The sequence below is a fragment of the Collinsella sp. AF36-3AT genome (genome assembly GCF_003475205.1).
In the GTDB taxonomy this organism is placed as follows: Bacteria; Actinomycetota; Coriobacteriia; order Coriobacteriales; family Coriobacteriaceae; genus Collinsella; species Collinsella aerofaciens_AF.
In genome coordinates, this window is record NZ_QROZ01000003.1 from 153,814 (window position 1) to 175,054 (window position 21,241).

At 62.3% G+C, this 21,241-nt stretch carries 16 protein-coding genes and 2 tRNA genes; 17 read left to right on the plus strand and 1 reads right to left on the minus strand.

Annotation, left to right across the window (positions count from 1 at the left end; all coding sequences use genetic code 11):
* The first annotated feature begins 104 nt into the window (after nt 1–104).
* Nucleotides 105–2,681 carry a leucine--tRNA ligase gene (gene leuS / locus DW003_RS04485; RefSeq protein WP_118387788.1) on the plus strand — a complete coding sequence of 859 codons (2,577 nt, stop codon included), beginning with the start codon at nt 105–107 and terminating at the stop codon, nt 2,679–2,681.
* 104 nt (nt 2,682–2,785) lie between these two features.
* On the opposite strand, the gene DW003_RS04490 is transcribed toward leuS, so the two are convergent.
* Nucleotides 2,786–3,358: a hypothetical protein gene (locus DW003_RS04490; RefSeq protein WP_118387790.1), complete on the minus strand. Its 573-nt coding sequence runs from the start codon at nt 3,356–3,358 to the stop codon at nt 2,786–2,788.
* A gap of 369 nt (nt 3,359–3,727) precedes the next feature.
* Between DW003_RS04490 and rimP the strand changes: the two genes are divergently transcribed.
* From rimP to coaD, 16 genes are all read left to right on the plus strand, one after another.
* Nucleotides 3,728–4,222 carry a ribosome maturation factor RimP gene (gene rimP / locus DW003_RS04495; protein ID WP_118387792.1) on the plus strand — a complete coding sequence of 165 codons (495 nt, stop codon included), beginning with the start codon at nt 3,728–3,730 and terminating at the stop codon, nt 4,220–4,222.
* 1 nt (nt 4,223) lies between these two features.
* The gene (nusA, locus tag DW003_RS04500; RefSeq protein ID WP_006234042.1) at nt 4,224–5,471 is read left to right on the plus strand and encodes a transcription termination factor NusA; all 1,248 of its coding nucleotides are present in this window, start codon (nt 4,224–4,226) and stop codon (nt 5,469–5,471) included.
* Nucleotides 5,472–5,562: 91 nt separating this feature from the next.
* The gene (infB, locus tag DW003_RS04505) at nt 5,563–8,277 is read left to right on the plus strand and encodes a translation initiation factor IF-2 (RefSeq protein ID WP_118387794.1); all 2,715 of its coding nucleotides are present in this window, start codon (nt 5,563–5,565) and stop codon (nt 8,275–8,277) included.
* A gap of 11 nt (nt 8,278–8,288) precedes the next feature.
* Nucleotides 8,289–8,699 (plus strand): 30S ribosome-binding factor RbfA, encoded by a 411-nt coding sequence (gene rbfA / locus DW003_RS04510; protein WP_118387796.1) that lies wholly within the window; start codon nt 8,289–8,291, stop codon nt 8,697–8,699.
* On the plus strand, nt 8,692–9,735 hold the full coding sequence (locus DW003_RS04515) for a bifunctional oligoribonuclease/PAP phosphatase NrnA (protein ID WP_099431635.1): 1,044 nt from the start codon (nt 8,692–8,694) through the stop codon (nt 9,733–9,735). Before rbfA ends, DW003_RS04515 begins: the two co-directional genes overlap by 8 nt.
* A 15-nt stretch (nt 9,736–9,750) precedes the next feature.
* Nucleotides 9,751–10,683, plus strand: a complete 933-nt coding sequence (truB, locus tag DW003_RS04520) for a tRNA pseudouridine(55) synthase TruB (RefSeq protein ID WP_117583416.1) — start codon at nt 9,751–9,753, stop codon at nt 10,681–10,683.
* Nucleotides 10,680–11,687 (plus strand): riboflavin biosynthesis protein RibF, encoded by a 1,008-nt coding sequence (gene ribF / locus DW003_RS04525; RefSeq protein WP_233545505.1) that lies wholly within the window; start codon nt 10,680–10,682, stop codon nt 11,685–11,687. The genes truB and ribF overlap by 4 nt, the downstream gene beginning before the upstream one ends.
* Nucleotides 11,680–13,788 carry a DNA primase gene (gene dnaG, locus DW003_RS04530; protein WP_117583417.1) on the plus strand — a complete coding sequence of 703 codons (2,109 nt, stop codon included), beginning with the start codon at nt 11,680–11,682 and terminating at the stop codon, nt 13,786–13,788. The genes ribF and dnaG overlap by 8 nt, the downstream gene beginning before the upstream one ends.
* Nucleotides 13,789–13,898: 110 nt before the next feature.
* On the plus strand, nt 13,899–15,248 hold the full coding sequence (gene rpoD / locus DW003_RS04535) for an RNA polymerase sigma factor RpoD (protein ID WP_055286388.1): 1,350 nt from the start codon (nt 13,899–13,901) through the stop codon (nt 15,246–15,248).
* Nucleotides 15,249–15,436: 188 nt separating this feature from the next.
* Nucleotides 15,437–15,511 (plus strand) — tRNA-Asn (locus DW003_RS04540).
* Nucleotides 15,512–15,545: 34 nt separating this feature from the next.
* Nucleotides 15,546–15,620, plus strand: a tRNA-Asn gene (locus DW003_RS04545).
* A 161-nt stretch (nt 15,621–15,781) separates the two neighbouring features.
* Nucleotides 15,782–16,171: an Asp23/Gls24 family envelope stress response protein gene (locus DW003_RS04550; RefSeq protein ID WP_187361832.1), complete on the plus strand. Its 390-nt coding sequence runs from the start codon at nt 15,782–15,784 to the stop codon at nt 16,169–16,171.
* A gap of 27 nt (nt 16,172–16,198) precedes the next feature.
* Nucleotides 16,199–17,860, plus strand: coding sequence for a DAK2 domain-containing protein (locus DW003_RS04555; RefSeq protein WP_117583418.1), 1,662 nt, complete (start codon nt 16,199–16,201; stop codon nt 17,858–17,860).
* Nucleotides 17,861–17,870: 10 nt separating this feature from the next.
* Nucleotides 17,871–20,048, plus strand: coding sequence for an ATP-dependent DNA helicase RecG (gene recG, locus DW003_RS04560; RefSeq protein WP_118387798.1), 2,178 nt, complete (start codon nt 17,871–17,873; stop codon nt 20,046–20,048).
* A complete protein-coding gene (gene rsmD / locus DW003_RS04565) occupies nt 20,045–20,701 on the plus strand; it encodes a 16S rRNA (guanine(966)-N(2))-methyltransferase RsmD (protein ID WP_118387800.1) in 657 nt (218 codons plus the stop codon). The genes recG and rsmD overlap by 4 nt, the downstream gene beginning before the upstream one ends.
* Nucleotides 20,694–21,191, plus strand: coding sequence for a pantetheine-phosphate adenylyltransferase (gene coaD / locus DW003_RS04570; RefSeq protein ID WP_117564151.1), 498 nt, complete (start codon nt 20,694–20,696; stop codon nt 21,189–21,191). The genes rsmD and coaD overlap by 8 nt, the downstream gene beginning before the upstream one ends.
* The last annotated feature ends 50 nt before the right edge of the window (nt 21,192–21,241 follow it).

Consider the following 21,241-nt stretch of genomic DNA (forward strand, 5'->3'; position numbering starts at 1 on the left):
CACGCAAAGAAGAGCACTAAATGTGCTCTTCGTCTTGCGCAGGACTGTTCGCAGTAGCGAATAAAGCTAAGCCGACCGACCCCAGCAAGATTAAAGGAGCTGATATGTGCGATTGCACAGATCATAAGGATGAGATCCCTGCCTACGACGCGCAGGCCATTGAGTCCCGGTGGATGAAGACGTGGGACGACGAGAACCTCTTTGCCGTCGACACCGACGCCACCAAGCCCAAGAAGTATGTGCTCGAGATGTTCCCGTATCCGTCGGGCGACCTACACATGGGCCACGCGCGCAACTATACCATCGGCGATGCCATGGCCCGTCAGGCCCGCATGCGCGGCTTTGACGTGCTGCACCCCATCGGCTTTGACGCCTTTGGCCTGCCCGCCGAGAACGCCGCCATCAAGCACAACACGCAGGCTGCCGCCTGGACGTATAAGAACATGGACCAGGCGCTCGCCACGATGAGGCGCATGGGCTTCTCCTACGACCTGGATCGCACCGTTAAGACCTGCAGCCCCGACTACTATCGCTGGGGTCAGTGGATCTTTGAGAAGATGTGGGAAAAGGGCCTGGTCTATCGTAAGAAGAATCCGGTTAACTGGTGCCCCACCTGCAAGACCGTTTTGGCTAACGAGCAGGTGACCGAGGGCAAGTGCTGGCGTTGCGGCACCGAGCCCGAGAAGCGCGACCTTGAGCAGTGGTACTACAAGATCACCGAGTACTCCCAGGAGCTGCTCGACGACCTGGAGAAGCTCCCCGGCTGGCCCGAGCGCGTCAAGCAGATGCAGGCCAACTGGATCGGTCGCTCTGAGGGCGCCGAGGTCGACTTTACCCTGTGCGATGCCGATGGCGAGCCCATCGAGGGCGATGAGGGCAAGATCACCGTCTTCACCACGCGTGCCGATACCCTTTTTGGTGTCTCCTTCTTTGTCCTGGCTCCCGAGTACGCGCGCCTGCACGAGCTCGTCGAGGGCACGGAGTACGAGGAGGCCGTCACCAAGATCGTCGAGGACTCCAAGCACATCTCTGCCGTCGAGCGTGCCCAGGGCACCCTCGAGAAGCACGGTGCCTTTACCGGCCGCTATGTGGTGAACCCCGTCAACGGCGAGAAGGTCCCCGTGTGGGTTGCCGATTATGTCGTTGCCGACTACGGCACCGGCGCCGTCATGGCCGTTCCCTGCGGCGACCAGCGCGACTTTGAGTTCGCCCGCAAGTATGACCTGCCTATTGTGCCGATCATCCTGGACGATGACGATCGCGCTGCCGTCGAGGCCAGCGGCGAGACCATCGATACCTTCCATGCCGAGACCGTCGACTGGGATTGCGCCCACGCTGCCGAGGGCACGCTCGTCCAGTCCGGCAAGTATACCGGCATGCGCGGCGGCAAGCACTCCGAGGGCGAGGCTGCGATCGTGGCCGACCTCGAGGCCATGGGCTGCGGCCGTCGCAAGGTTGAGTTCCGTCTGCGCGACTGGCTCATCAGCCGTCAGCGCTACTGGGGCAACCCCATCCCGGCCATTCACTGCGAGCACTGCGGCATCGTGCCCGTGCCCGAGGACCAGCTGCCGGTGACGCTGCCCGAGAACCTGGACCTGGGTGCCGGCGAGACCCTCGCCGAGTGCAAGGAGTTCTACGAGACCACCTGCCCGGTCTGCGGTCGCCCGGCCAAGCGTGAGACCGATACCATGGACACCTTCACCTGCTCCAGCTGGTATTACCTGCGCTATACCGACCCGCACAACACCAAGCTGCCCTTCTCCCGCGAGGCGGCAGACCGTTGGATGCCCGTCGATAACTACATCGGCGGCATCGAGCACGCCATTTTGCACCTGCTCTACAGCCGCTTCTTTACAAAGGCACTGCGCGACCTGGGTTTGCTGAGCGTTGATGAGCCCTTCACCAACTTGCTGTGCCAGGGCATGGTCAAGGACGAGAATGGCGACACCATGTCCAAGTCCAAGGGCAACGTCGTGCCCCCGAGCTCGGTCATCGAGCCCTACGGTGCCGACACCATGCGTCTGGCGATCCTGTTTATCGCCCCGCCCGAGAAGGATTTCGACTGGGATCCCAAGGCCGTCGAGGGCGCTAACCGCTTCATTAAGCGCGCCTGGCGTATCGTGTGGCAGCTCGTCCAGTCCGGCGACGCCAACGTGGTCTTTGACAAGTCCGCGCTTGACGAGACCGCGATGAAGCTCTACCGCGAGCGTCATCGCACCATCGCCAAGTGCACCGAGGACTTCGATCGCGGCCAGTTCAACACCGCCATCTCGGCCGTCATGGAGCTCGTCAACGCGGCGAGCGCCTACCTCAACGCCACCGAGGGTACCGCTCGCGACAAGGCGCTGTGCTACGGCGTGGCTAAGGATATCGTGAGCGTCCTTGCCCCCATCTGCCCGTTCTGGGCCGACGAGCTGTGGCATGAGGCGCTCGGCTGCGAGGGCAATGCCTACACCGCCGCCTGGCCCGAGTTCGACTTGGCCGAGTCCATCGAGGACACGGTGCAGATCGTCGTACAGGTGCTCGGCAAGGTCCGCGGCCGCATCGACGTCGCCCGCGACGCCTCCAACGAGGAGATGCAGGCTGCCGCTGAGGAAGCCGTCGCCAAGTGGCTCGAGGGCAAGACGGTCGTCAAGGCCATCTGCGTGCCCGGCAAGCTGGTCAACCTGGTGGTCAAATAAGCTCTGCGCGTAAAGCTGACATGCAATAAACGAGGGGCGGTCCGGTTGGGTCGTCCCTCGTTTTGTGTTGTCTGCCCTGCTTAGTCAGTGCGTCGCACCGTCTTCTACGGGATGTGTACCAGGTCCCTAAAGTAAACGTTGCCTGTTGCCTCTTCGAACATCCAGATGTTGAGGTAGATGTCGTTGAGGTCGTTGTTCACATCAAAGTCCGGGTCGTCGAAGGTGCCCACAAAGGTGAGCATGGCGCGCGTTTCCTCGCCCGCTGCGACCGGCTGGCGCATGCGCACATCGCGGACCACGCCGTCGACGTAAGCGTAGGAGTCCACATCGCCAAACATCATGTCGACATCGGTGTTGTTTGTCACCGCAAAGACCAACGCGGCGTCGCCGTAGCCATCCGTGTCCTTGCCCACGCAGATAACATGGACGCTCTCGTCTGCCTCAAGGTCGATGGGGAACTGTTCTTGGGGGTCGGGACTCAGGCCCTGGGGATCGACGATGTCTTCGTTTATTTTGTCGAAGCTTTCCGATGGCGTCTTTTTCTCGATGGCTTTGGTGCTGCCAGGGTTCGGTTCGCATGTTCCGGTTTTGCCATTCGTGTTGCCGCAGCCTAAGAGGGCCAACGAGCACGTTGCGATGGCGAGCGCAGTTATGCAGGGGGTGCCTAGACGTTTCATGTGTGCCTCCTTGCCGTAGAGGATTTGGAATGGTTCGTCGTTGCGCGACTTGCTGGCTGGCTTGTTGCAGAATGCCCCTTAGCGTAAGTCTGATCGATAGGGGCTCGGGGAGGAATGCCCTTGGGGTCCGAACGGGCCTGTGGAATGGGACGCATGGCCCGTTTTGGGACTGTTGAGGGCGCGCCGCATGGGGTTCCTCGGTCAATTGTCCTATTCTTGTGGAGAACCTGTGCGCACGCTGACCTGCAGATTCGTACTGTGCTTGCGCGTTTCCGCAGCTATTGGTATAGTTTGCTTGCAAATGAAGTTGTAATTTAAAGAAGTGGGGTTTCGGCCCCGCTTCTTTTTTGTATGGATGGAGGTGCCGCAATGGTCAAGACCAAGACCGAGCAGGCGATCATCGACGCGCTCGAGGCCGTCGCTCCCCAGCACGATGTCGACATCGTCGACGTCGAGCTCGTGGGCGCCACCAAGGCCCCCTGCGTGCGCGTGCGTATCGAGGGTGCCGAGGGTCAGAGCCTGTCTCTCAACGACGTCACGGCCAACACCAAGTGGGTCGGCGATGTGATTGAGGAGCTCGACCCTATCTCTTCGAGCTATACGCTTGAGGTGTCGAGCCCGGGCATGGCGCGCCCGCTGCGCCGCCCGAGTGACTTTGCCCGCTTTGTGGGCGAGAACTGCGAGCTCACCTCTACAGCCACCGAGGGCCGTCGCAAGTACGCCGGCAAGATTGCCGCTGCGACCGAGACCGAGGTGACCCTCGAGCTCGAGGACGGCGAGTCCGTTACCCTCGATTTCTCTAATGTTAAAAAGTGCAAGTTGAAGCCCACCTACGACTTCAAGCCCGCGAAGGAAGGAAAGTAAGATGGCAGCATCCGACATGATGTCCGCCCTGATGGAGCTTTGCCAGGAGAAGCACATCGACCAGCTCTACCTGATCGACCGCCTGGAGCAGTCGCTCGCCAAGAGCTATGCCGAGATCCTGCATCTTGAGTGGGGCGCCAAGGTGACCATCGACCGCACCACCGGCAAGATCTACGTCTACCGCCTGGAGCCGATCGACGATTCCATGGACGAGGAGGGCAACTTCACCGAGTTCGAGGAGATCGACGTCACCCCTAAGAACACGAGCCGCATCGCTGCCCAGCACGCCAAGGCCGAGATCAACGCCATCGTGCGCAACTCCGCCCGCGAGCAGATCTACGAGGAGTTCTCCGGCCGCATCGGTGACCTCATCAGCGGTACCGTGCTGCAGTCCACGCCCGACTTCACGATCGTCAAGATTCGCGAGGGCGTCGAGGCCGAGCTGCCGCACTTCGATCAGCGCCGTTACGAGAACGAGCGCAACGAGCGCCCGATGGGCGAGCGTTACCTGCACAACCAGCACATCAAGGCCGTGATCATCGACGTTCGCGACCCCAACTCCAACCTGCAGCCGGTTCGTGGCGAGCACAGCCGTCCGCCGATTGTCATCTCCCGTACCCACCCCGAGCTCATGCGTCGTCTGTTTGAGCAGGAGGTGCCCGAGATCTATGAGGGCACCGTCCAGATCAAGTCGATCGCCCGCGAGCCCGGCCAGCGTTCCAAGGTCGCCGTCCACTCGCTCGACGACCGTCTGGATCCCGTGGGCGCCTGCGTCGGCCCCAAGGGCAGCCGTGTTCGCGCTGTCGTGGGCGAGCTCCGTGGCGAGCGCGTCGACGTCATCCTGTGGGATGCCGATCCTGCCGTCTACGTTGCCAACGCCCTGTCGCCTGCCAAGGTCACCCGCGTCCTCATCGACGAGGAGAAGGCCTACGCCGGCGTCATCGTGCCCGATGACCAGCTGTCCCTCGCCATCGGCAAGGAGGGCCAGAACGCCCGCCTCGCTGCGCGCCTGACCGGCTGGCACATCGACATCAAGTCCGAGACGCTTGCCGCCGACATCCTCAAGAACGTTCCCGTTCACGAGGAGCCCGCCGCCGACCTGATCGGTGACGAGGAGGACGAGGACGTCCGTCGCTGCGAGTATGTGTCCGAGGACGGCATCCAGTGCCGCAACCAGGCTCGTCCCGGCTCCCGTTTCTGCGGTGTCCACGACACCGACGCCTTCGATGATGCGGAGGACCTGATCTAGCGCGCGGTCGCGCCGGGCAGGTCCTGGCGCGTCTCCCACGCTCGTTCAGTCTCTAGGCACCCAAGGTGCCAGAAAGGGTAGGTGAAGTCATATGGCAAAAGTCCGTGTGTCCACCCTGGCCAAAGAGTTCGGCATGACCTCCAAGGAACTGATGGGTCATCTCGCCGATATGAAGATTCCCGCTAAGTCCGCATCCTCCACCTTGGAGGACGCCTATGTCGCCATGGTCCGCAAGCAGCTCGCCTCGGTGATCGAGGCCCGCGCTCAGGAAGTCGAGGCCGCCAAGCAGGCCGAGGAGCAGGCTGCCGCCGCCGAGGAGGCTGCACGCGCCGCCGAGGCCGAGCGCGAGCGCATCGCCGCCGAGAAGGCACGCGAGGAGGAGCGCCGTCAGTTTGCCGCAGCCCAGGCTGCCGAGGAGGCTGCCCGCGCCGAGGCCGAGGCCAAGAAGAAGGCCGAGCAGGAGCGCCTTGCTCGCGAGAAGGAGGAGGCTGCTCGCGAGGCCCAGCGCCGCGCCGTTCCCGCTTCCGACTCCGGTTCGCGCTTCCGTTCGCTGCTCGACCAGATCGCCGCACAGGAGACCGTGCTCAAGGAGAAGAAGGACGCCGAGGACAAGGCCAAGGCCGAGCGTGCCGCCGAGCGCGGTAACCGTCGTGGCGGCAACAACGACCGCCGCGGAGGCCGTCGTAACGATCGTAACGCCTCCGACAGCAACTCCGAGCGCAACGCCTCCGAGAGCCGTCCGCACAGCCATCGCACCAACGCCAGCAACAACGTCGCTGCCGGCATGGACTTCCCCAACCCCGACAAGCAGGGCAAGGGCAAGAAGCGCAAGGGCGGTCACAACAACGAAGAGGACCACTACAGCCGTATGGCTCGCGAGGCCGAGGAGTACAGCCGCGAGAAGGTGCTCGAGGAGGCCCGTGCCGCCGTCGAGGAGGCCTCTCGCGAGTCCACCGGTCGCCGCAAGAAGCGCAAGGAGAAGCGCGAGCGCGAGGCTGCCAAGGCTCAGGAGGAGCGCAAGATAGAGGAGGCGCTGGCCCAGGGCGTGAACCCCGAGGAGCTCGACGCCATCAAGGTCTCCCAGGGCGTTACCGTCCAGGAACTCGCCGAGGCACTTGACGTTCCGGCCAACGACATCATCAAGCGCCTGTTCCTGTTGGGCACGCCGCTCACCATGACACAGTCCATGTCTGACGACCTCGTCGAGCTCGTTGCCGACGACCTGGGCCGTCAGATCAAGATCATCACCCCCGAGGAGGAGAACACCTTCTCGTTCTACGACGATCCCGCCGACCTTAAGCCGCGTGCACCGGTCGTCACCGTCATGGGCCACGTCGACCACGGCAAGACGAGCCTCCTCGACGCCATCCGTCACACCGGCGTCGCTGCCGGCGAGGCGGGCGGCATTACCCAGGCAATCGGCGCTTCGCAGGTTATGATCAACGACCGCAAGATCACCTTCATCGATACCCCGGGTCACGCCACCTTTACGGCTATGCGTGCCCGTGGTGCCAAGGTGACCGACATCGTCATTCTGATCGTCGCCGCCGACGACGGCGTCATGCCCCAGACGGTCGAGTCGATCAACCACGCCAAGGCTGCCGGCGTACCCATCGTCGTCGCCGTCAACAAGATCGATAAGCCGGGTGCCAACCCCGACCGCGTGCGCCAGGAGCTCACCGAGTACGGTGTCATCCCCGAGGAGTGGGGCGGACAGAACATGTTCGTCAACATCTCGGCGAAGCAGAAGATCGGTATCGACGATCTTCTCGAGACCGTGCTGCTCCAGGCCGATGTACTCGAGCTCAAGGCCAACCCGGACACCTTTGCCTCCGGCAACGTCCTCGAGGCCAAGCTCGACAAGGGCCGCGGCTCGGTCGCTACCGTGCTCGTGACCCGCGGTACCCTGCACGTGGGCGATACGCTGGTCGCCGGCCTCACCTACGGCCGCGTCCGCGCCATGCTCGACCCCAAGGGCCGCACCGTCACCGAGGCCGGTCCCTCCGACGCCGTCGAGATCCTGGGCCTGCAGTCCGTGCCCAACGCCGGTGACGAGTTCCGCGTGTTCGAGGACGAGCGCGAGGCTCGCGCCCTTGCCGACGAGCGTTCGCTCAAGGCCCGTATCGAGGAGCAGAGCCGCGTCAAGCACGTCACGCTCGAGAACCTCTTCGAGACCATTGCAGACGCCGAGGTCAAGGAGCTCAACCTGATCATCAAGGCCGACGTCCAGGGTTCCATCGAGGCCCTTCAGGATTCGCTCGACAAGATGGATCAGTCCGAGGTTCGTATCAACACGATCCACTCCGCCGTTGGTGCCATCAACGAGACCGACGTCGTCCTGGCCGACGCCTCCAACGCCATCATCATCGGCTTTGGTGTCCGTCCCGACGGTAAGGCCCGCTCCGCTGCCGAGCGCGAGGGCGTCGAGATCCGTTGCTACGACGTCATCTACAAGTGCCTCGAGGAACTCGACGCTGCCCGTATCGGCATGCTTAAGCCCACCGAGGTCGAGGTCTCCACGGGTACCGCGACCGTCCTGGACACCTTCAAGGTGCCCAAAGTCGGTATCGCCGCCGGTGTCCGTGTCGAAGAGGGCGAGATCGCCGCGACCGATTCCGTGCGTCTGGTGCGCGACGGCATCGTGGTCTTCAACGGCAAGATCGCCTCGATGCGCCACTACAAGGACGAGGCCAAGAGCCTCAAGAGCGGTTCCGAGGGCGGCATTGGCCTGGAGAACTTCCAGGACATCAAGCCCGGCGACCAGATCGAGGGTTACCGCATCGACCAGGTTGCCCGTACCGAGTAGGGGGTGGCGCTATGAAGCAAACGCAGGCAATCCGTCGTCTGGGCGAGCAGCTTCGCGAGAAGCTCGGTTATATCCTGCTCTTTGAGGTTTCCGATCCGCGTCTTGACCTGGTTACTTTGACCGCGGTCGAGGTCGCGGTGGACCGTTCGTTCGCGCGTGTGTTCGTGTCGTGCGATGCGAGCCGCTACGACGAGGTCATGGAGGCGCTCGCAAGCGCTAAGGGCCGTATTCGCAGCCTGTTGGCTCGCTCGCTCGATTGGCGTGTTACGCCCGAGCTCGATTTTCGCATCGATCGCTCGACCGATGAGGCCGAGCGCATCACGCGTGCGCTGGAAAACGTTCCCGCCACGCTTGCGATCGAAAAGGACGAGGACGGCTATCCGATAGCGGATGCCGCCCAGGAGGCAGCTTTAGATGACTAATTCCGCCGACCTCGCCTCGTGCGAGTCTGCAGATATTCAGCGACGCATCCTCGAGCTCATCGAGGGTGCGTCCTCCATTGCGATTTCGGGACACACTTCTCCCGATGGCGACGCCCTGGGCTCCGTGTTGGGTCTGGGCCTCTCGCTTATGAAGTTTTTCCCTAACAAGGACATTGCCCTGCTGCTGGCAGACGATGATCCGGTTCCGCGCATCTACCGCTTTATGGAAGGCTCCGATCGCCTGGTACCGGCATCTGCGTATACCGGCAATCCGGACCTGTTCATCTCGGTGGACGTGCCGGTCGTCGAGCGTCTCAATAATTCCGCCGAGGTGCTTCGTCGCTCCAAGCATGTGGTGTGCTTCGATCACCATCCGGCGCGCGAGGAGTTTGCCGAGCTCAGCCTGAGGCGCGTCGAAGCTGCAGCCTGCGCCATGATCATCGACCGCTTCTTGGACAATTGCGGCATTGTCGCACGTGATGGCGTTGCGACCTGCCTGCTGTGTGGTTTGGTTACCGATACCGGCCGTTTTCAGTACCAAAACGCCGATGCAGCCGCGTTCCATGCAGCCTCGCGTCTGGTTGCCCACGGTGCCGATCCGGCGCGTGTGGCACTCGAGGTCTACCAGAGCATGCGCGTTGAGTTTTTGCACCTCAAGTCCATCGTTATGGGCCGCATTAAGACGGTGGCCCACGGGCGCGTCGCGTATAGCTACGCGTACCAGAGTGACCTTGAGGCGTGCGGTGTCACCTCGGATGAGTGCGACGGTCTGGTTGACGTGGTGCGCTCGGTGATGGGCGTCGAGGTCTGCCTGTTCCTGAAGGGCATTGAGGGCGATACCAAGGTGCGCGGCAACCTGCGCTCCAAGGGTGACCTCAACGTGTCCGAGATCGCTGCTGCCTTTGGCGGAGGCGGACATCCTGCTGCCGCCGGTTTCTCCAACAACGGAACGATTCTCGAGACGCTCACCGTGGCACTTCCCATGCTGGCCGAACTGGTAGGGGAGGATCCCGCTTCGGTGACCGTCGAGCTTTAACTTTTTGGATGGTACATGGCTCGTCGTACGCCTTCTCAACTGAATATGCTGCTCGCCGTCGATAAGCCGGTGGGCTGCACGTCCCACGATGTGGTTTCGCAATGCCGGCGCGCCCTCCATGAGCGACGCGTCGGCCATGCCGGCACGCTCGACCCCATGGCATCGGGTGTCATGGTGGTGGGTGTGGGCCAGGCCACCCGTCTGCTGGGCATGCTCACGCTCGATACCAAAAGCTATGTCGCCGACATCTCGTTTGGCGCCGAGACCAATACCGATGATGCGGAGGGCGAGGCGGTACGCACGGTGGCTGTTGCCAACGAGCTCCGCGATCCTGCCTATGCCCGTGAGCGCTTGGCCGCTATGCTGGGTCCGCAGATGCAGGTGCCGCCGGCGTTTTCGGCTATCTCGGTCAATGGCGTTCGCGCCTACAAGTCTGCTCGCGAGGGCAATGCGGTGGACCTACCTCCGCGCCCCGTCGAGGTCTATGCCGCCGACCTGATCGCCGTGGGAGGCGAAGGTGATACGTGTGTGTGGACCGTGGCGTTCTCAGTGAGCAAGGGTACCTATATCCGTGCGCTCGCTCGCGATTTGGGCCGCGCCTGCGAGAGCGCCGCGCACATTTCCGCGCTGCGCCGCACGGCCTCCGGTGTTGTTTCCATTGGCGCTTGTCATGCGGTCGAGGAGCTTTCTCCCGAGTCCGCGGCTGGCTTTGCCCTGGATCCCATTGCGGCCTTGGGCGCCACGCGTGTTGACTTGCCGGGCAATCTTGCCGACGACCTGCTCTACGGCCGACGCATTCCCGTTGAGCGTGCGCTTGCCGATTTCGATTCCGCGAAGGCGCCTTTTGCGTTGGTGCTCGATGGGGGACTCAAGGCGCTTGCCCGCATTGAGAGTGGCCGCTTTGTCATGGAGCACGTGTTTCCGCAGGCAATCGGCGGTGTTCGATGATGTTGTCCGCTCGTGAGCTCGCGCGTATCTTTTTCGAGGGCGAGTCGGACGAGGCCCGCATCGTCACTGCCGATGCGTTTGATGAGTGCGAGCACTTGGGTGCTGCATCGATTGCCATCGGCGTGTTCGATGGCGTTCACCGTGGACACCGGGAACTCATCGAAGCGCTTGTCCGTGATGCCCGTGCCCATGACTGCAAGGCTGTCGTGGTCACTTTCGATCCCGATCCGGACGTTGTGGTGAGTCCTTCGCCCGCTCAAAAATTGATGACGACGGCCGACCGTCTACATGCCCTGGCTCAAACCGGGGTCGATGCGGTGGTGGCCGTTCCCTTTACGCCTGAGGTTGCGGCGCTTGACCATGTTGATTTTCTCTCGCTGGTGTCGCGTCTGGTCGACATTCGATCGATTCGCGTTGGCAGCGACTTTAGGCTGGGTCGTGGCGGTGCTTCTGGTGTTGCCGAGATGCGCGCCTGGGGTGTCGAGCGCGGCGTTGACGTATACGGGCACGACTTGCTTTGCGAGGGCGGTGAGGCCATTTGCGCCACCCGCATTCGTCATGAGCTGGGACAGGGCCATGTGGAGCTTGCTGCTGAGTTGCTCGGCCGCCCGTATATGGTGCGCGGCGGTGTTATTCGCGGCCGTCACGAGGGTTCTGGCATGGGCTTTCCCACGGCAAACCTACATGTTCCCGACGGCATTCAGGTGCCTGCCGATGGCGTGTATGAGGGCCTGGTGCTGGTCAACGACATCGTGTGGCCCGCTGCCGTTAACGTCGGACTGCCGCCGACGTATGCTGACGATGCGGCATCTGCGCATCTCGAGGCCAATTTAATTGGTTATACGGGCGACCTGTATGGCGCTTCCGTTTCGCTGGCGTTTACGCGCTGGCTGCGTCCGTCGCGCGTGTTCGATTCGCTGGATGAGTTGATCGCGACCGTCGAGGGTAATATCGAAGATATTCGTCACAACTTGGGCGAGCAGGGGGTGAGCGTCCGTGATTAGCGATGAGGAAAAAGACCAGGTCCGCGCTGCGTCCGACCTAGTTGCCATCGTGCAGGAAACGGTTGAGCTCAAGCCCCGCGGCCATGAGTTTTGGGGCTGCTGCCCCTTTCATGGCGAAAAGACGCCGTCCTTCCACATAATCCCTGCCACGCAGGTGTGGCATTGCTTTGGCTGCGGCGAAGGCGGCGATGTCTTCACCTATATCATGAAGCGCGAGAACCTGAGCTTTCCCGAGTCAATCCGATATTTGGCCGATCGCGCGGGTATTGAGCTGCATGACACCGGAGATCGCCGCGAGCGCGGTACCAAGCGTGCCCGAATCTACGATCTGTGCGCCGAGGCCGCCCAGTTCTACCACACCATGCTTATGCGCGGTAAGGACGGCCGTCCGCGCGAGTACTTTGCCAGCCGCGGCATGGGTGGCGACGTCTGCCGCCGCTACTGCCTGGGCTTTGCGCCTGGCCGCAACGCGCTGGTGTCGCACCTGTCCCAGGCGGGTTTTACCCCGCAGGAGATGATCGATGCCAACGTTGCCGTGAGCCGCGGGCGCGGGCAGCTTGCCGACCGCTTCTACGACCGCGTGATGTTCCCCATCTTTGACGAGCAGGGTCACAACATTGCCTTTGGTGGTCGCATCATGGGTGACGGCCAACCCAAGTACCTCAATACCGCCGAAACGAGCGTGTTCCATAAAAAGCGAAACCTCTACGGCTTTAATTGGGCCAAGGAGTTTATCGTCGCGCAGGATACCGCCATCGTGGTGGAGGGCTATACCGACTGCATCGCCTGTTGGGAAGCGGGGATTAAAAACGTTGTCGCCACGCTGGGCACCGCGCTCACGGAGCATCACGTCAAGACGCTCACCCGCTTTGCCAAGCGCATCGTGTATATGTTTGACGGCGATGCTGCCGGTCAAAAGGCCGCTCGCCGTGCGATTCAGTTTATCGAGCAGGATTCTATGGACCTGCGCTGCGTGGTACTGCCCGACGGTAACGATCCCATGGAGTTCATCACGGCGCACGGCGGAGGGGAGCTGCAGAAACGCATTGACGCCGCGGAGCCGCTCATGGACTTCGTGTACCGTTCGCTTCAGGAGTCGAGCGACATCTCCACGCCGGGCGGTCGCGCCAAGGCGCTGGAGGATGCGCTGACGCTTATCTATCCGCTGCGCGACAGCTATATGATCGACACGTACTTTATTCAAATTGCCGACCTGTTGGGTTTGGATCTGGAGACAGTTCGTGCGAGCTCGGGCCGTGTGTTTCGCGATGTCGCCAAGCGCGAGGATGCCGAGCGCCGCCGCGAACAGAACTATGAGCGCCAGCGGGCGCAGGCTGAGCGGTCCGGTAGCGCGGGCGGTCGGGCGTCGGGTTCTCGCGATGCCGGTCGCGGTGCTTGGGCGTCGGGCGCGACGCCGGCAGTAGCGGCGCCGGTCGAGGAAGAGCCGTACGACTATGTCCCGCTCGATGCCTACGGTGCCGCGCCCGTGGAGGTCGTCGACGACCTGCCGCCGATCGACGTGCCTGATGGTATGGGTGCTGCACCTGTGACTGATGGTTCGGGCGCTCCGGCTGCGGCGGCGCCGATGGTTCTTACTGATCTTGAGCGTAAGTCCTTGGCAGGGGAGCGTGAGCTGCTGACCATGCTCACGAGCTACCCCGACCTGTTCCGCACGTATGCCGACCGCATCTGCTCTATCGAGTGGGTTGACCCACGTCACGAGTCCATCGCATGGGCCGTTCTGGCAACTCCGCCGGGAACCGATCCTGCAGCCTGCATGGATGCGGCGCGCTCGGTGTGTCCCGAGGCGGCAACGCTTGTGAGTGCCGGGCGCATCTCGGCGACGAGCAAGCACCCCACCGAGACGAACATCGTGTTTATGCTCGATACGCTCGAGCTCTACACCATCAAGCGCCGCATGCGTGCCGCACAGGCCAAGCTGCGCCAGGACCGTTCGCTCGACGATGAGGCCCGTCGCGCGCTGACCGTGCAGGCCGCGCAGGATTCGCAGCGTCAACGCGAACTGCAAAAGTCGATCGGCGGCGTGGCGGACCCGTTCCGTTTGATCGGTCTGGAGGCCGCAGGCACCGAACAGGCCTAGATGTTGTGGTCAACCAGCGTATTCTTGCCTATATCCAGTCCTCTTTTTGGGTATAGACGTCAATGTGTGTGCTAAAGTATTGAGTCCTGTGGACTATGAAGGGAGAATCTGTGCCAAAAAAGACTGAGAGCACGGGTACTGGGCTGGAATCCTACGTTGCAAAGCTCATGGGCAACGGCTCAAACAGGACTTCGGTAACCGAGGACGAGATTCAGGTCGCCCTGAAGGATATCGATGTTTCTGACGAGCAGCTCACCGCGGTGTATTCCGCGCTGCGCAACAGCGGCATCCAGATTATCTCCGCGAGCGGTAACGACGACGCCCCCATGGACGTCGACGATGACGATAACGATACCGATACTGACGATTTCGATGATGACGACGAGCACGATTCCGGCTCGCTTGACGATCACGAGCTCAAGATGGCCCGTCAGGCCGATGCCGAGATGGGTTCTTCCAAGAGCAAGAAGAAGCGCACCGTGCGCACGTCCCGTTCACGCTCCCGCGTGCGTGGCATCGATGCCTCCACGGTGATGCTGACCGGCGACCCGGTTCGTATGTACCTCAAGGAGATCGGCAAGGTCGACCTGCTGACCGCCTCCGAAGAGGTCGATCTGGCCATGAAGATCGAGGCCGGTCTCGAGGCCACCGAGAAGCTCGAGGCTGCCGATGCCGGCGAGCTCGAGCTCACGCGTGCCGAGATGCGTCGTCTTACGCGCATTGAGAACGTGGGCCTCGAAGCCAAGCAGGCACTCATCAGCGCAAACCTGCGTCTGGTTGTCTCCATCGCCAAGCGCTATGTCGGCCGCGGCATGCTGTTCCTGGACCTGATCCAAGAGGGCAACCTCGGTCTGATTCGCGCCGTCGAGAAGTTCGACTACCAGAAGGGCTTCAAGTTCTCCACGTACGCCACGTGGTGGATCCGTCAGGCCATTACGCGCGCTATCGCCGACCAGGCCCGTACCATCCGTATTCCCGTGCATATGGTCGAGACTATCAACAAGCTCGTCCGCGTGCAGCGCCAGCTCCTTCAGGACCTGGGTCGCGACCCGACCCCCGAGGAGATCGGTGCCGAGATGGACATGAGCGCCGACCGCGTCCGCGAGATCCAGAAGATCTCGCAGGAGCCCGTGTCGCTCGAGACCCCCATCGGCGAGGAAGAGGATTCCCAGCTGGGCGACTTCATCGAGGACTCCCAGGCAATCGTTCCGCCCGATGCCGCCAGCTTCTCCATGCTGCAGGAGCAGCTCACTCAGGTGCTCGACTCGCTTGCCGATCGTGAGCGCAAGGTTATCGAGCTGCGCTTTGGCCTTGTCGACGGACATCCCCGTACGCTCGAGGAAGTCGGCCGCGAGTTTGGCGTCACGCGCGAGCGTATCCGCCAGATCGAGTCCAAGACCTTGGCCAAGCTCCGCCACCCCAGCCGTTCGAGCAAGCTGAAGGACTATATCGAAAGCTAGTCAAGCAAGAAGCGCCCTCAAGCACATCCGCCTGGGGGCGCTTTCATGTAGTCATTGGGGACGTTCTTGAATGACTAGTCATTCAAGAACGTCCCCAATGACTAGGTCGGAAAAATTCTCAAAAAAGTTCTTGCCCTAAGCTGATTCGTCCGTATAATAAACTTCGTTGCTTGAGAGCACGCACCTATTCCTCGGTAGCTCAATGGTAGAGCACGCGGCTGTTAACCGCGCTGTTGTAGGTTCGAGTCCTACCCGGGGAGCCAGAATTTCTCAGCCCATTTCGCTGGGCTTTTTAATTCCTCGGTAGCTCAATGGTAGAGCACGCGGCTGTTAACCGCGCTGTTGTAGGTTCGAGTCCTACCCGGGGAGCCAGGTTGTAAAACCCGTCGCTTAAGCGGCGGGTTTTTTCATGCCGCGACCACTTGACTCGAACGTTGCCATATCAACATTTCGTGTCGAGGATGTAATCCCGCGACCCACCACCTCAACATGGCGCGGTCGTTGTAAAATATTGCAATGATTGCTCCCACGACATGGTGCCGCGAGCACCAGATAAGGAGATTCTTGTGTCTGAGACCATTAACGGCAGCCTGAGCGTCTCGAACGACGTTATTGCCGATATTGCCGGTTATGCCGCGATGACGTGCTATGGCGTCGTCGGTATGGCTGAGCAGCTCCAGGGCGCCGAGAGCGTGCGCCTGCTTGCCGGCCAGCGCCTCCGCAAGGGCGTGCTTGTCTCCGCCGACGAGAACGGCCTTACGGTCGATCTTCACGTCGTGCTCGAGAACGGCGTCAACATGAAGTCCGTCTGCCACAATCTTTCGAGCTCCGTTGCCTTCACCCTGCAGGAGATCGCCCAGATCGATCCCGCCAGCCTTAAGATCGGCATCCATATCGACGCGCTCAAGAGCCGTCTGAACTAGCATCCGAAAACGGAGATTCAAATACCCATGATTGCAAAGACCATTCGCACCTGTTTTCCGATCGCTGCGGCTGCCGTTTCCGACAAGGCCGAGGAGATCAACAAGCTCAACGTCTTTCCCGTGCCCGACGGCGACACCGGCACCAACATGTCGCTCACGCTCGCCTCGGTGACCAAGGAGCTTTCTGCCCTTCCCGCCGATGCCGACATGGAGGCCATTGCCGGCGCCATCACCCACGGCTCCCTGATGGGCGCCCGCGGCAACTCCGGCGTCATCACTTCGCAGATCCTGCGCGGCGTGGCCGAGGGTCTTGTCTCTGCCGACGAGCCCATTACGTCCGCCAACATTGCCTATGCGTTCCGCCGAGCCGTCAAGGTCGCCTTCCAGGCCGTCCGTAAGCCCATCGAGGGCACGATCCTCACGGTGCTGCGCGATGTCTCGACCAAGGCCGACGAGTGCGAAAAGAAGAAGTTCTCGGCCGAGGATGCGCTCGACGCTATCGTCGTCGAGGCCTACCAGTCCGTCGCCCGCACGCCCGACCTGCTGCCCGTTCTGAAGGAGAACGGCGTGGTCGACTCCGGCGCCTTCGGCTTTGCTATTTTCCTTGAGAACTTTGTTGCCGCTGCGCTTGGCCGCAGCACCGTTGTCGAGGATTTCTCTGCCACGTTTGATTCCGCTGGCTCTGCCCGCGACGCGGCCCTTGGTCGTGTTGAGATCGAGGCCAACGACGACTGGGAGGGCTCGGAGTTCCGCTACTGCAACGAGTTCCTCTTTAAGGCCGACGCTCCTTTTGACGAGGACGAGTGCCTCAAGTTCCTGGGCTCCATGGGTGACTGTGAGTTGCTCGTGGGCGCCTACCCCGACTACAAGATCCACGTGCACTCCAACACCCCCAACCTGGTGCTCGAGCACATGCTGCAGCTCGGTCAGATCTACGAGGTCTTTATCCACAACATGGAGATGGAGGCCCACGACCGTACCGCCAAGATTCATGAGGACCAGGAGAAGGCTGCCGAGCCCGCCAAGGCGCTGGGCTTTGTCGCCGTTGCCGCCGGTTCGGGCGAGGCCGACATCCTCAAGTCCCTCGGCGTCGACGTGATCGTGTCGGGTGGTCAGACCATGAACCCCTCGACTGCAGACCTGCTGGGCGCCGTCGACCAGGTCAACGCGACCTCGGTTATCATCCTGCCCAACAACGGTAACATCCGCATGGCTGCCGAGGCCGCCGCCTCTGCCTGCACCGACAAGAAGGTCGCCGTCGTTCCCACCAAGACCGTTCCGCAGGCCTTCTCCGCGCTGTTCGCGGTCCTGCCCGATTCCGATCTCGAGGACGCCGTCGCCGCTATGGTTGACGCCATCAGCGAGGTCCGCGATGGCGAGGTCACCCGCGCCGTGCGCGACTCCAGCGCCTCGGACGGCTCCCCGATTCACTCCGGTGACGTCATGGGTATCATTGCCGGTTCCATCGATGTGGTCGGCTCCGATGTGAAACAGGTCACGCTCGATTGTATCAACCGTATGCAGGAGGAAGAGGAGGGCGACGCGCTGACGATTCTGGCCGGCGAGGAGCTGTCCGATGAAGCCTTCCAGGAGATCGTCGACGCTATCGAGGAGGCTCAGCCCGACCTGGAGATCGACGCCCATCGTGGCGAGCAGCCGCTCTATCCCGTGATCTTCTCGATCGAGTAGGCATCTGCCCATGTCTGAGCTCTGCTCCGTGCCGCGCGTCTCGGATCGCTTTGCCCAGAGCAATGCGCTCGACGAGGATATCGCGCGACTCAAATATGTTTCGGGTAAACGTGAGGAGGCCCTTCGCCGTCTGGGAATTCGGACGGTGGGGGACCTCCTTCTGCATATCCCTCATCGATACCTGGACTTTACGCGCTCCTGGTCCATCGAGATGGCGCCCATCGGTACCGTGTGCACCATCATCGCCACGGTCGACCGTATCGTTCAAAAGAAGCCGCGTCCGCGCATGCAGGTGACCGAGGTCTCACTCGTTGACGAGACGGGCGTGCTGCAGGTCGCCTTTTTCCGTCAGCCTTGGATTGCCCAGCAGCTTAAGCAGGGCGACCGCCTGGCCGTGATGGGCAAGGTCGAGTTTGCCTACGGTTTTAAGCAGATGGCCTCGCCGCACTTTGAAAAGCTCGATGACGGGCGTGCTGCGGGCACCATTTTGCCGGTCCATTATGTGAGTGACGGCGTGAGCCAGGCATGGATGCGCCGCATCGTAAGTGGCGCGCTCGAGGTCGTCGGCAATCCCTTCGACCCGATTCCCGCACGCTTGCGCGTTAAGCGTCGCCTGATGAGCAATGCTCGTGCGCTTCGATCGATCCACTTTCCCTCGAGCATGGCTGAGCGCGATATCGCGCGCGCACGGCTTGCCTACGAGGAGTGCCTTTACCTGCAGCTGGCGCTGCGCCTGCGCAACGACGGCAGCCTGGTCGATGTGGTGCCCTACGCCCACGCCGCGGGCGAGCACCTGGCCGCGCTCAAGCAGGCCCTGCCATTTTCGCTGAGCGACGAGCAGGAGGCCGCGTTCCAAGATATCCTGCGCGATATGTGCGATGGCGGGCGCGTGATGAACCGCCTGCTGCTGGGCGATGTCGGTACCGGTAAGACCGCCGTTGCCGCCTGCGCGCTGGCTGTGGCTACCGATAGCGGCACGCAGGCCTGCGTTATGGCGCCCACGGGCGTGCTGGCGCGTCAATATGCCGATAAGACCGGCCCCTTGCTCTCGCAGGCTGGCATGACCTGGGCGCTCCTGACGGGCGCCACGCCAGCGGCCGAGCGCGAGCGGATCCATGCCCAGCTGGAATCGGGCGAGCTCGATGTCCTCTTTGGCACCCACGCGGTGCTTTCGGATAACGTGGCGTTCAAGCATCTGTCGCTCGTGGTCATCGATGAGCAGCACCGGTTTGGCGTCGGCCAACGCAACGCCCTGCGTGCGAAGGGCCCTGGTGCCGATCTGCTCGTTATGACGGCAACGCCCATCCCACGTACGCTGGCGCTTTCGGTCTACGGCGATCTGGACACGAGCATCATCCGCCATCGGCCCGTCCCTGGCGCTGGCGTGACGACACGCGTGCTTACCGAGTCGAGCCGCGACCTTGCCTATGGCGCCATCCGCGAGGCGCATGAAAAGGGTCAGCAGGCCTACGTGATTTGCCCGCTCGTGGAGCCGAGTGACTCGGCCGATGATCTGGAGGACGTGCCCGGTATCGCCCGCGACGACGAGGGCCGCGTGACGGTCCCCGTGCCGCTGCACGATACGGCGACCGAGCTCGATCGCCTGCGTCTGGCGTTGCCGGGTCTTGCCATCGAGCGCCTTCACGGCCGCATGCCAGCGGGGGAGAAGGACCAGGTTATCGATGCCTTTAAGCGTGGCGAGATCGACGTGCTCGTCTCGACTACGGTGGTCGAGGTGGGCGTCGACGTGCCCAACGCCACCGTCATGGTCATCGAGAACGGTGAGCGCTTTGGCTTGGCGGCCCTGCACCAGCTGCGCGGTCGCGTGGGCCGCGGCAGCGTGTCGGGCACCTGCCTGGTCATGACGCACTCCAAGGGCAATGGCGGCGCCTCGGCGGCACAAGACCGCCTCCAGTCGCTCGAAAAGACCTCGGACGGCTTTACGCTCGCCCAGATGGACCTGCGTCTGCGCCACGAGGGCGAAATCCTGGGGTACCGCCAGCATGGCGGTGTGACTCTGCGCTTTGTCGACCTGGATGCCGACGAGGAGCTGATCGAGTGGGCCCATTTGGACGCGGTCGAGCTCTTGCGGTATGCTTGCAACCTTGACTCCGTGGCGACGCGCCCCCTGCGCGATGCGGTCGCCATGCGATATCGACACATTTTTAAGGAGGTCAGCGGAGGATGAGAATCATCGGCGGCGAATGGCGCGGTCGTAAGATCGAGGAGCCCCGTGGTCGCGATGTCACCCGCCCCACGACCGATCGTGTGCGCGAGGCATGCGCATCTATGGTCATGTCGGCATTTGACTTCGATCTGGACGAGGTCCGCGTGCTGGACGCCTTTGGCGGCTCCGGCGCCTTAGGGTTAGAGATGTTCTCACGTGGCGCCCGCTCGCTCACGACGTTCGAGATCGAACGGAATGCCGCGCGGCTCATTACCAAGAATATCGAGTCGCTCTGCCATGACCGTGCGCGTTGGCGCGTGGTAACGGGCGACATGCTGGCGAGCGCCTCCCGCGGTCGTGTGCCGGGCGGCCCCTTTGATCTGGTCCTGCTCGACCCGCCCTATGCTTTTGGTGCCGAGCCGGTCGAGATACTGCTGCAGAACCTGGCTCAGCAGGGTCTGCTTGCACCTGGCGCTTATGCCCTGTTTGAGCATGCCGCCGCCGATGCGGGCGCGCATCCGGCAGGCTTTGAGATCGTGCGCGAGAAGCGCTACGGCATTACCTCGGTCGACCTGCTTCGTTGGGTCGGCGATGACGATGGTGAGGAAGATTGCACCGGCACCGATGCTCACAACAACGATGCCATGACGGTTCAGGAGAACGCCCATGAATGACACCATCAACCGCGTGATTGTCCCGGGCACCTTCGATCCCATCACGTTTGGCCATATCGACGTCATCCGCCGCGCCCGCCGCATCTTTCCCAGCGTGATCGTCGCTGTCGCCGAGTCGCAGGGTAAAAACGGTGTGGGCACCACGTTTATGCTGGATGAGCGCGTAGCGCTGGCTCGTGAGGCGCTCGGTGATATCGACGGCGTCGAGGTCCTGCCCTTTACCGGCCTCTTGGTCGACTTCGCTCGCGAGCAGGGGGCGGGGGCCGTGGTCAAGGGCCTGCGCGCCATGACCGACTTTGAGTACGAGCTGCAGCAGGCAGACCTCAACTATCGCTTGGATAACGAGCTGGAGTCCATCTTTGTCATGAGTGCGCCGCAGTACGGCTATATCTCGAGTTCGGTCGTTCGCCAGATCGCCTCGCTCGGCAGCGATGTATCGACGTTTGTCCCGCCCAACGTGGTCGAAGCACTCAGACACCGCTTTTCGTGACGTTTTTTATTGCCTGGTGGCATGTGGTACACTAGCACGATGATATGTTA

Coding starts and splice junctions, on each gene's coding strand:
- leuS (WP_118387788.1), top strand. CDS start 105: ATGTGCGATTGCACAGATCATAAGGATGAGATCCCTGCCTACGACGCG.
- DW003_RS04490 (WP_118387790.1), bottom strand. CDS start 3,358: ATGAAACGTCTAGGCACCCCCTGCATAACTGCGCTCGCCATCGCAACG.
- rimP (WP_118387792.1), top strand. CDS start 3,728: ATGGTCAAGACCAAGACCGAGCAGGCGATCATCGACGCGCTCGAGGCC.
- nusA (WP_006234042.1), top strand. CDS start 4,224: ATGGCAGCATCCGACATGATGTCCGCCCTGATGGAGCTTTGCCAGGAG.
- infB (WP_118387794.1), top strand. CDS start 5,563: ATGGCAAAAGTCCGTGTGTCCACCCTGGCCAAAGAGTTCGGCATGACC.
- rbfA (WP_118387796.1), top strand. CDS start 8,289: ATGAAGCAAACGCAGGCAATCCGTCGTCTGGGCGAGCAGCTTCGCGAG.
- DW003_RS04515 (WP_099431635.1), top strand. CDS start 8,692: ATGACTAATTCCGCCGACCTCGCCTCGTGCGAGTCTGCAGATATTCAG.
- truB (WP_117583416.1), top strand. CDS start 9,751: ATGGCTCGTCGTACGCCTTCTCAACTGAATATGCTGCTCGCCGTCGAT.
- ribF (WP_233545505.1), top strand. CDS start 10,680: ATGATGTTGTCCGCTCGTGAGCTCGCGCGTATCTTTTTCGAGGGCGAG.
- DW003_RS04550 (WP_187361832.1), top strand. CDS start 15,782: ATGGTGCCGCGAGCACCAGATAAGGAGATTCTTGTGTCTGAGACCATT.
- DW003_RS04555 (WP_117583418.1), top strand. CDS start 16,199: ATGATTGCAAAGACCATTCGCACCTGTTTTCCGATCGCTGCGGCTGCC.
- recG (WP_118387798.1), top strand. CDS start 17,871: ATGTCTGAGCTCTGCTCCGTGCCGCGCGTCTCGGATCGCTTTGCCCAG.
- rsmD (WP_118387800.1), top strand. CDS start 20,045: ATGAGAATCATCGGCGGCGAATGGCGCGGTCGTAAGATCGAGGAGCCC.
- coaD (WP_117564151.1), top strand. CDS start 20,694: ATGAATGACACCATCAACCGCGTGATTGTCCCGGGCACCTTCGATCCC.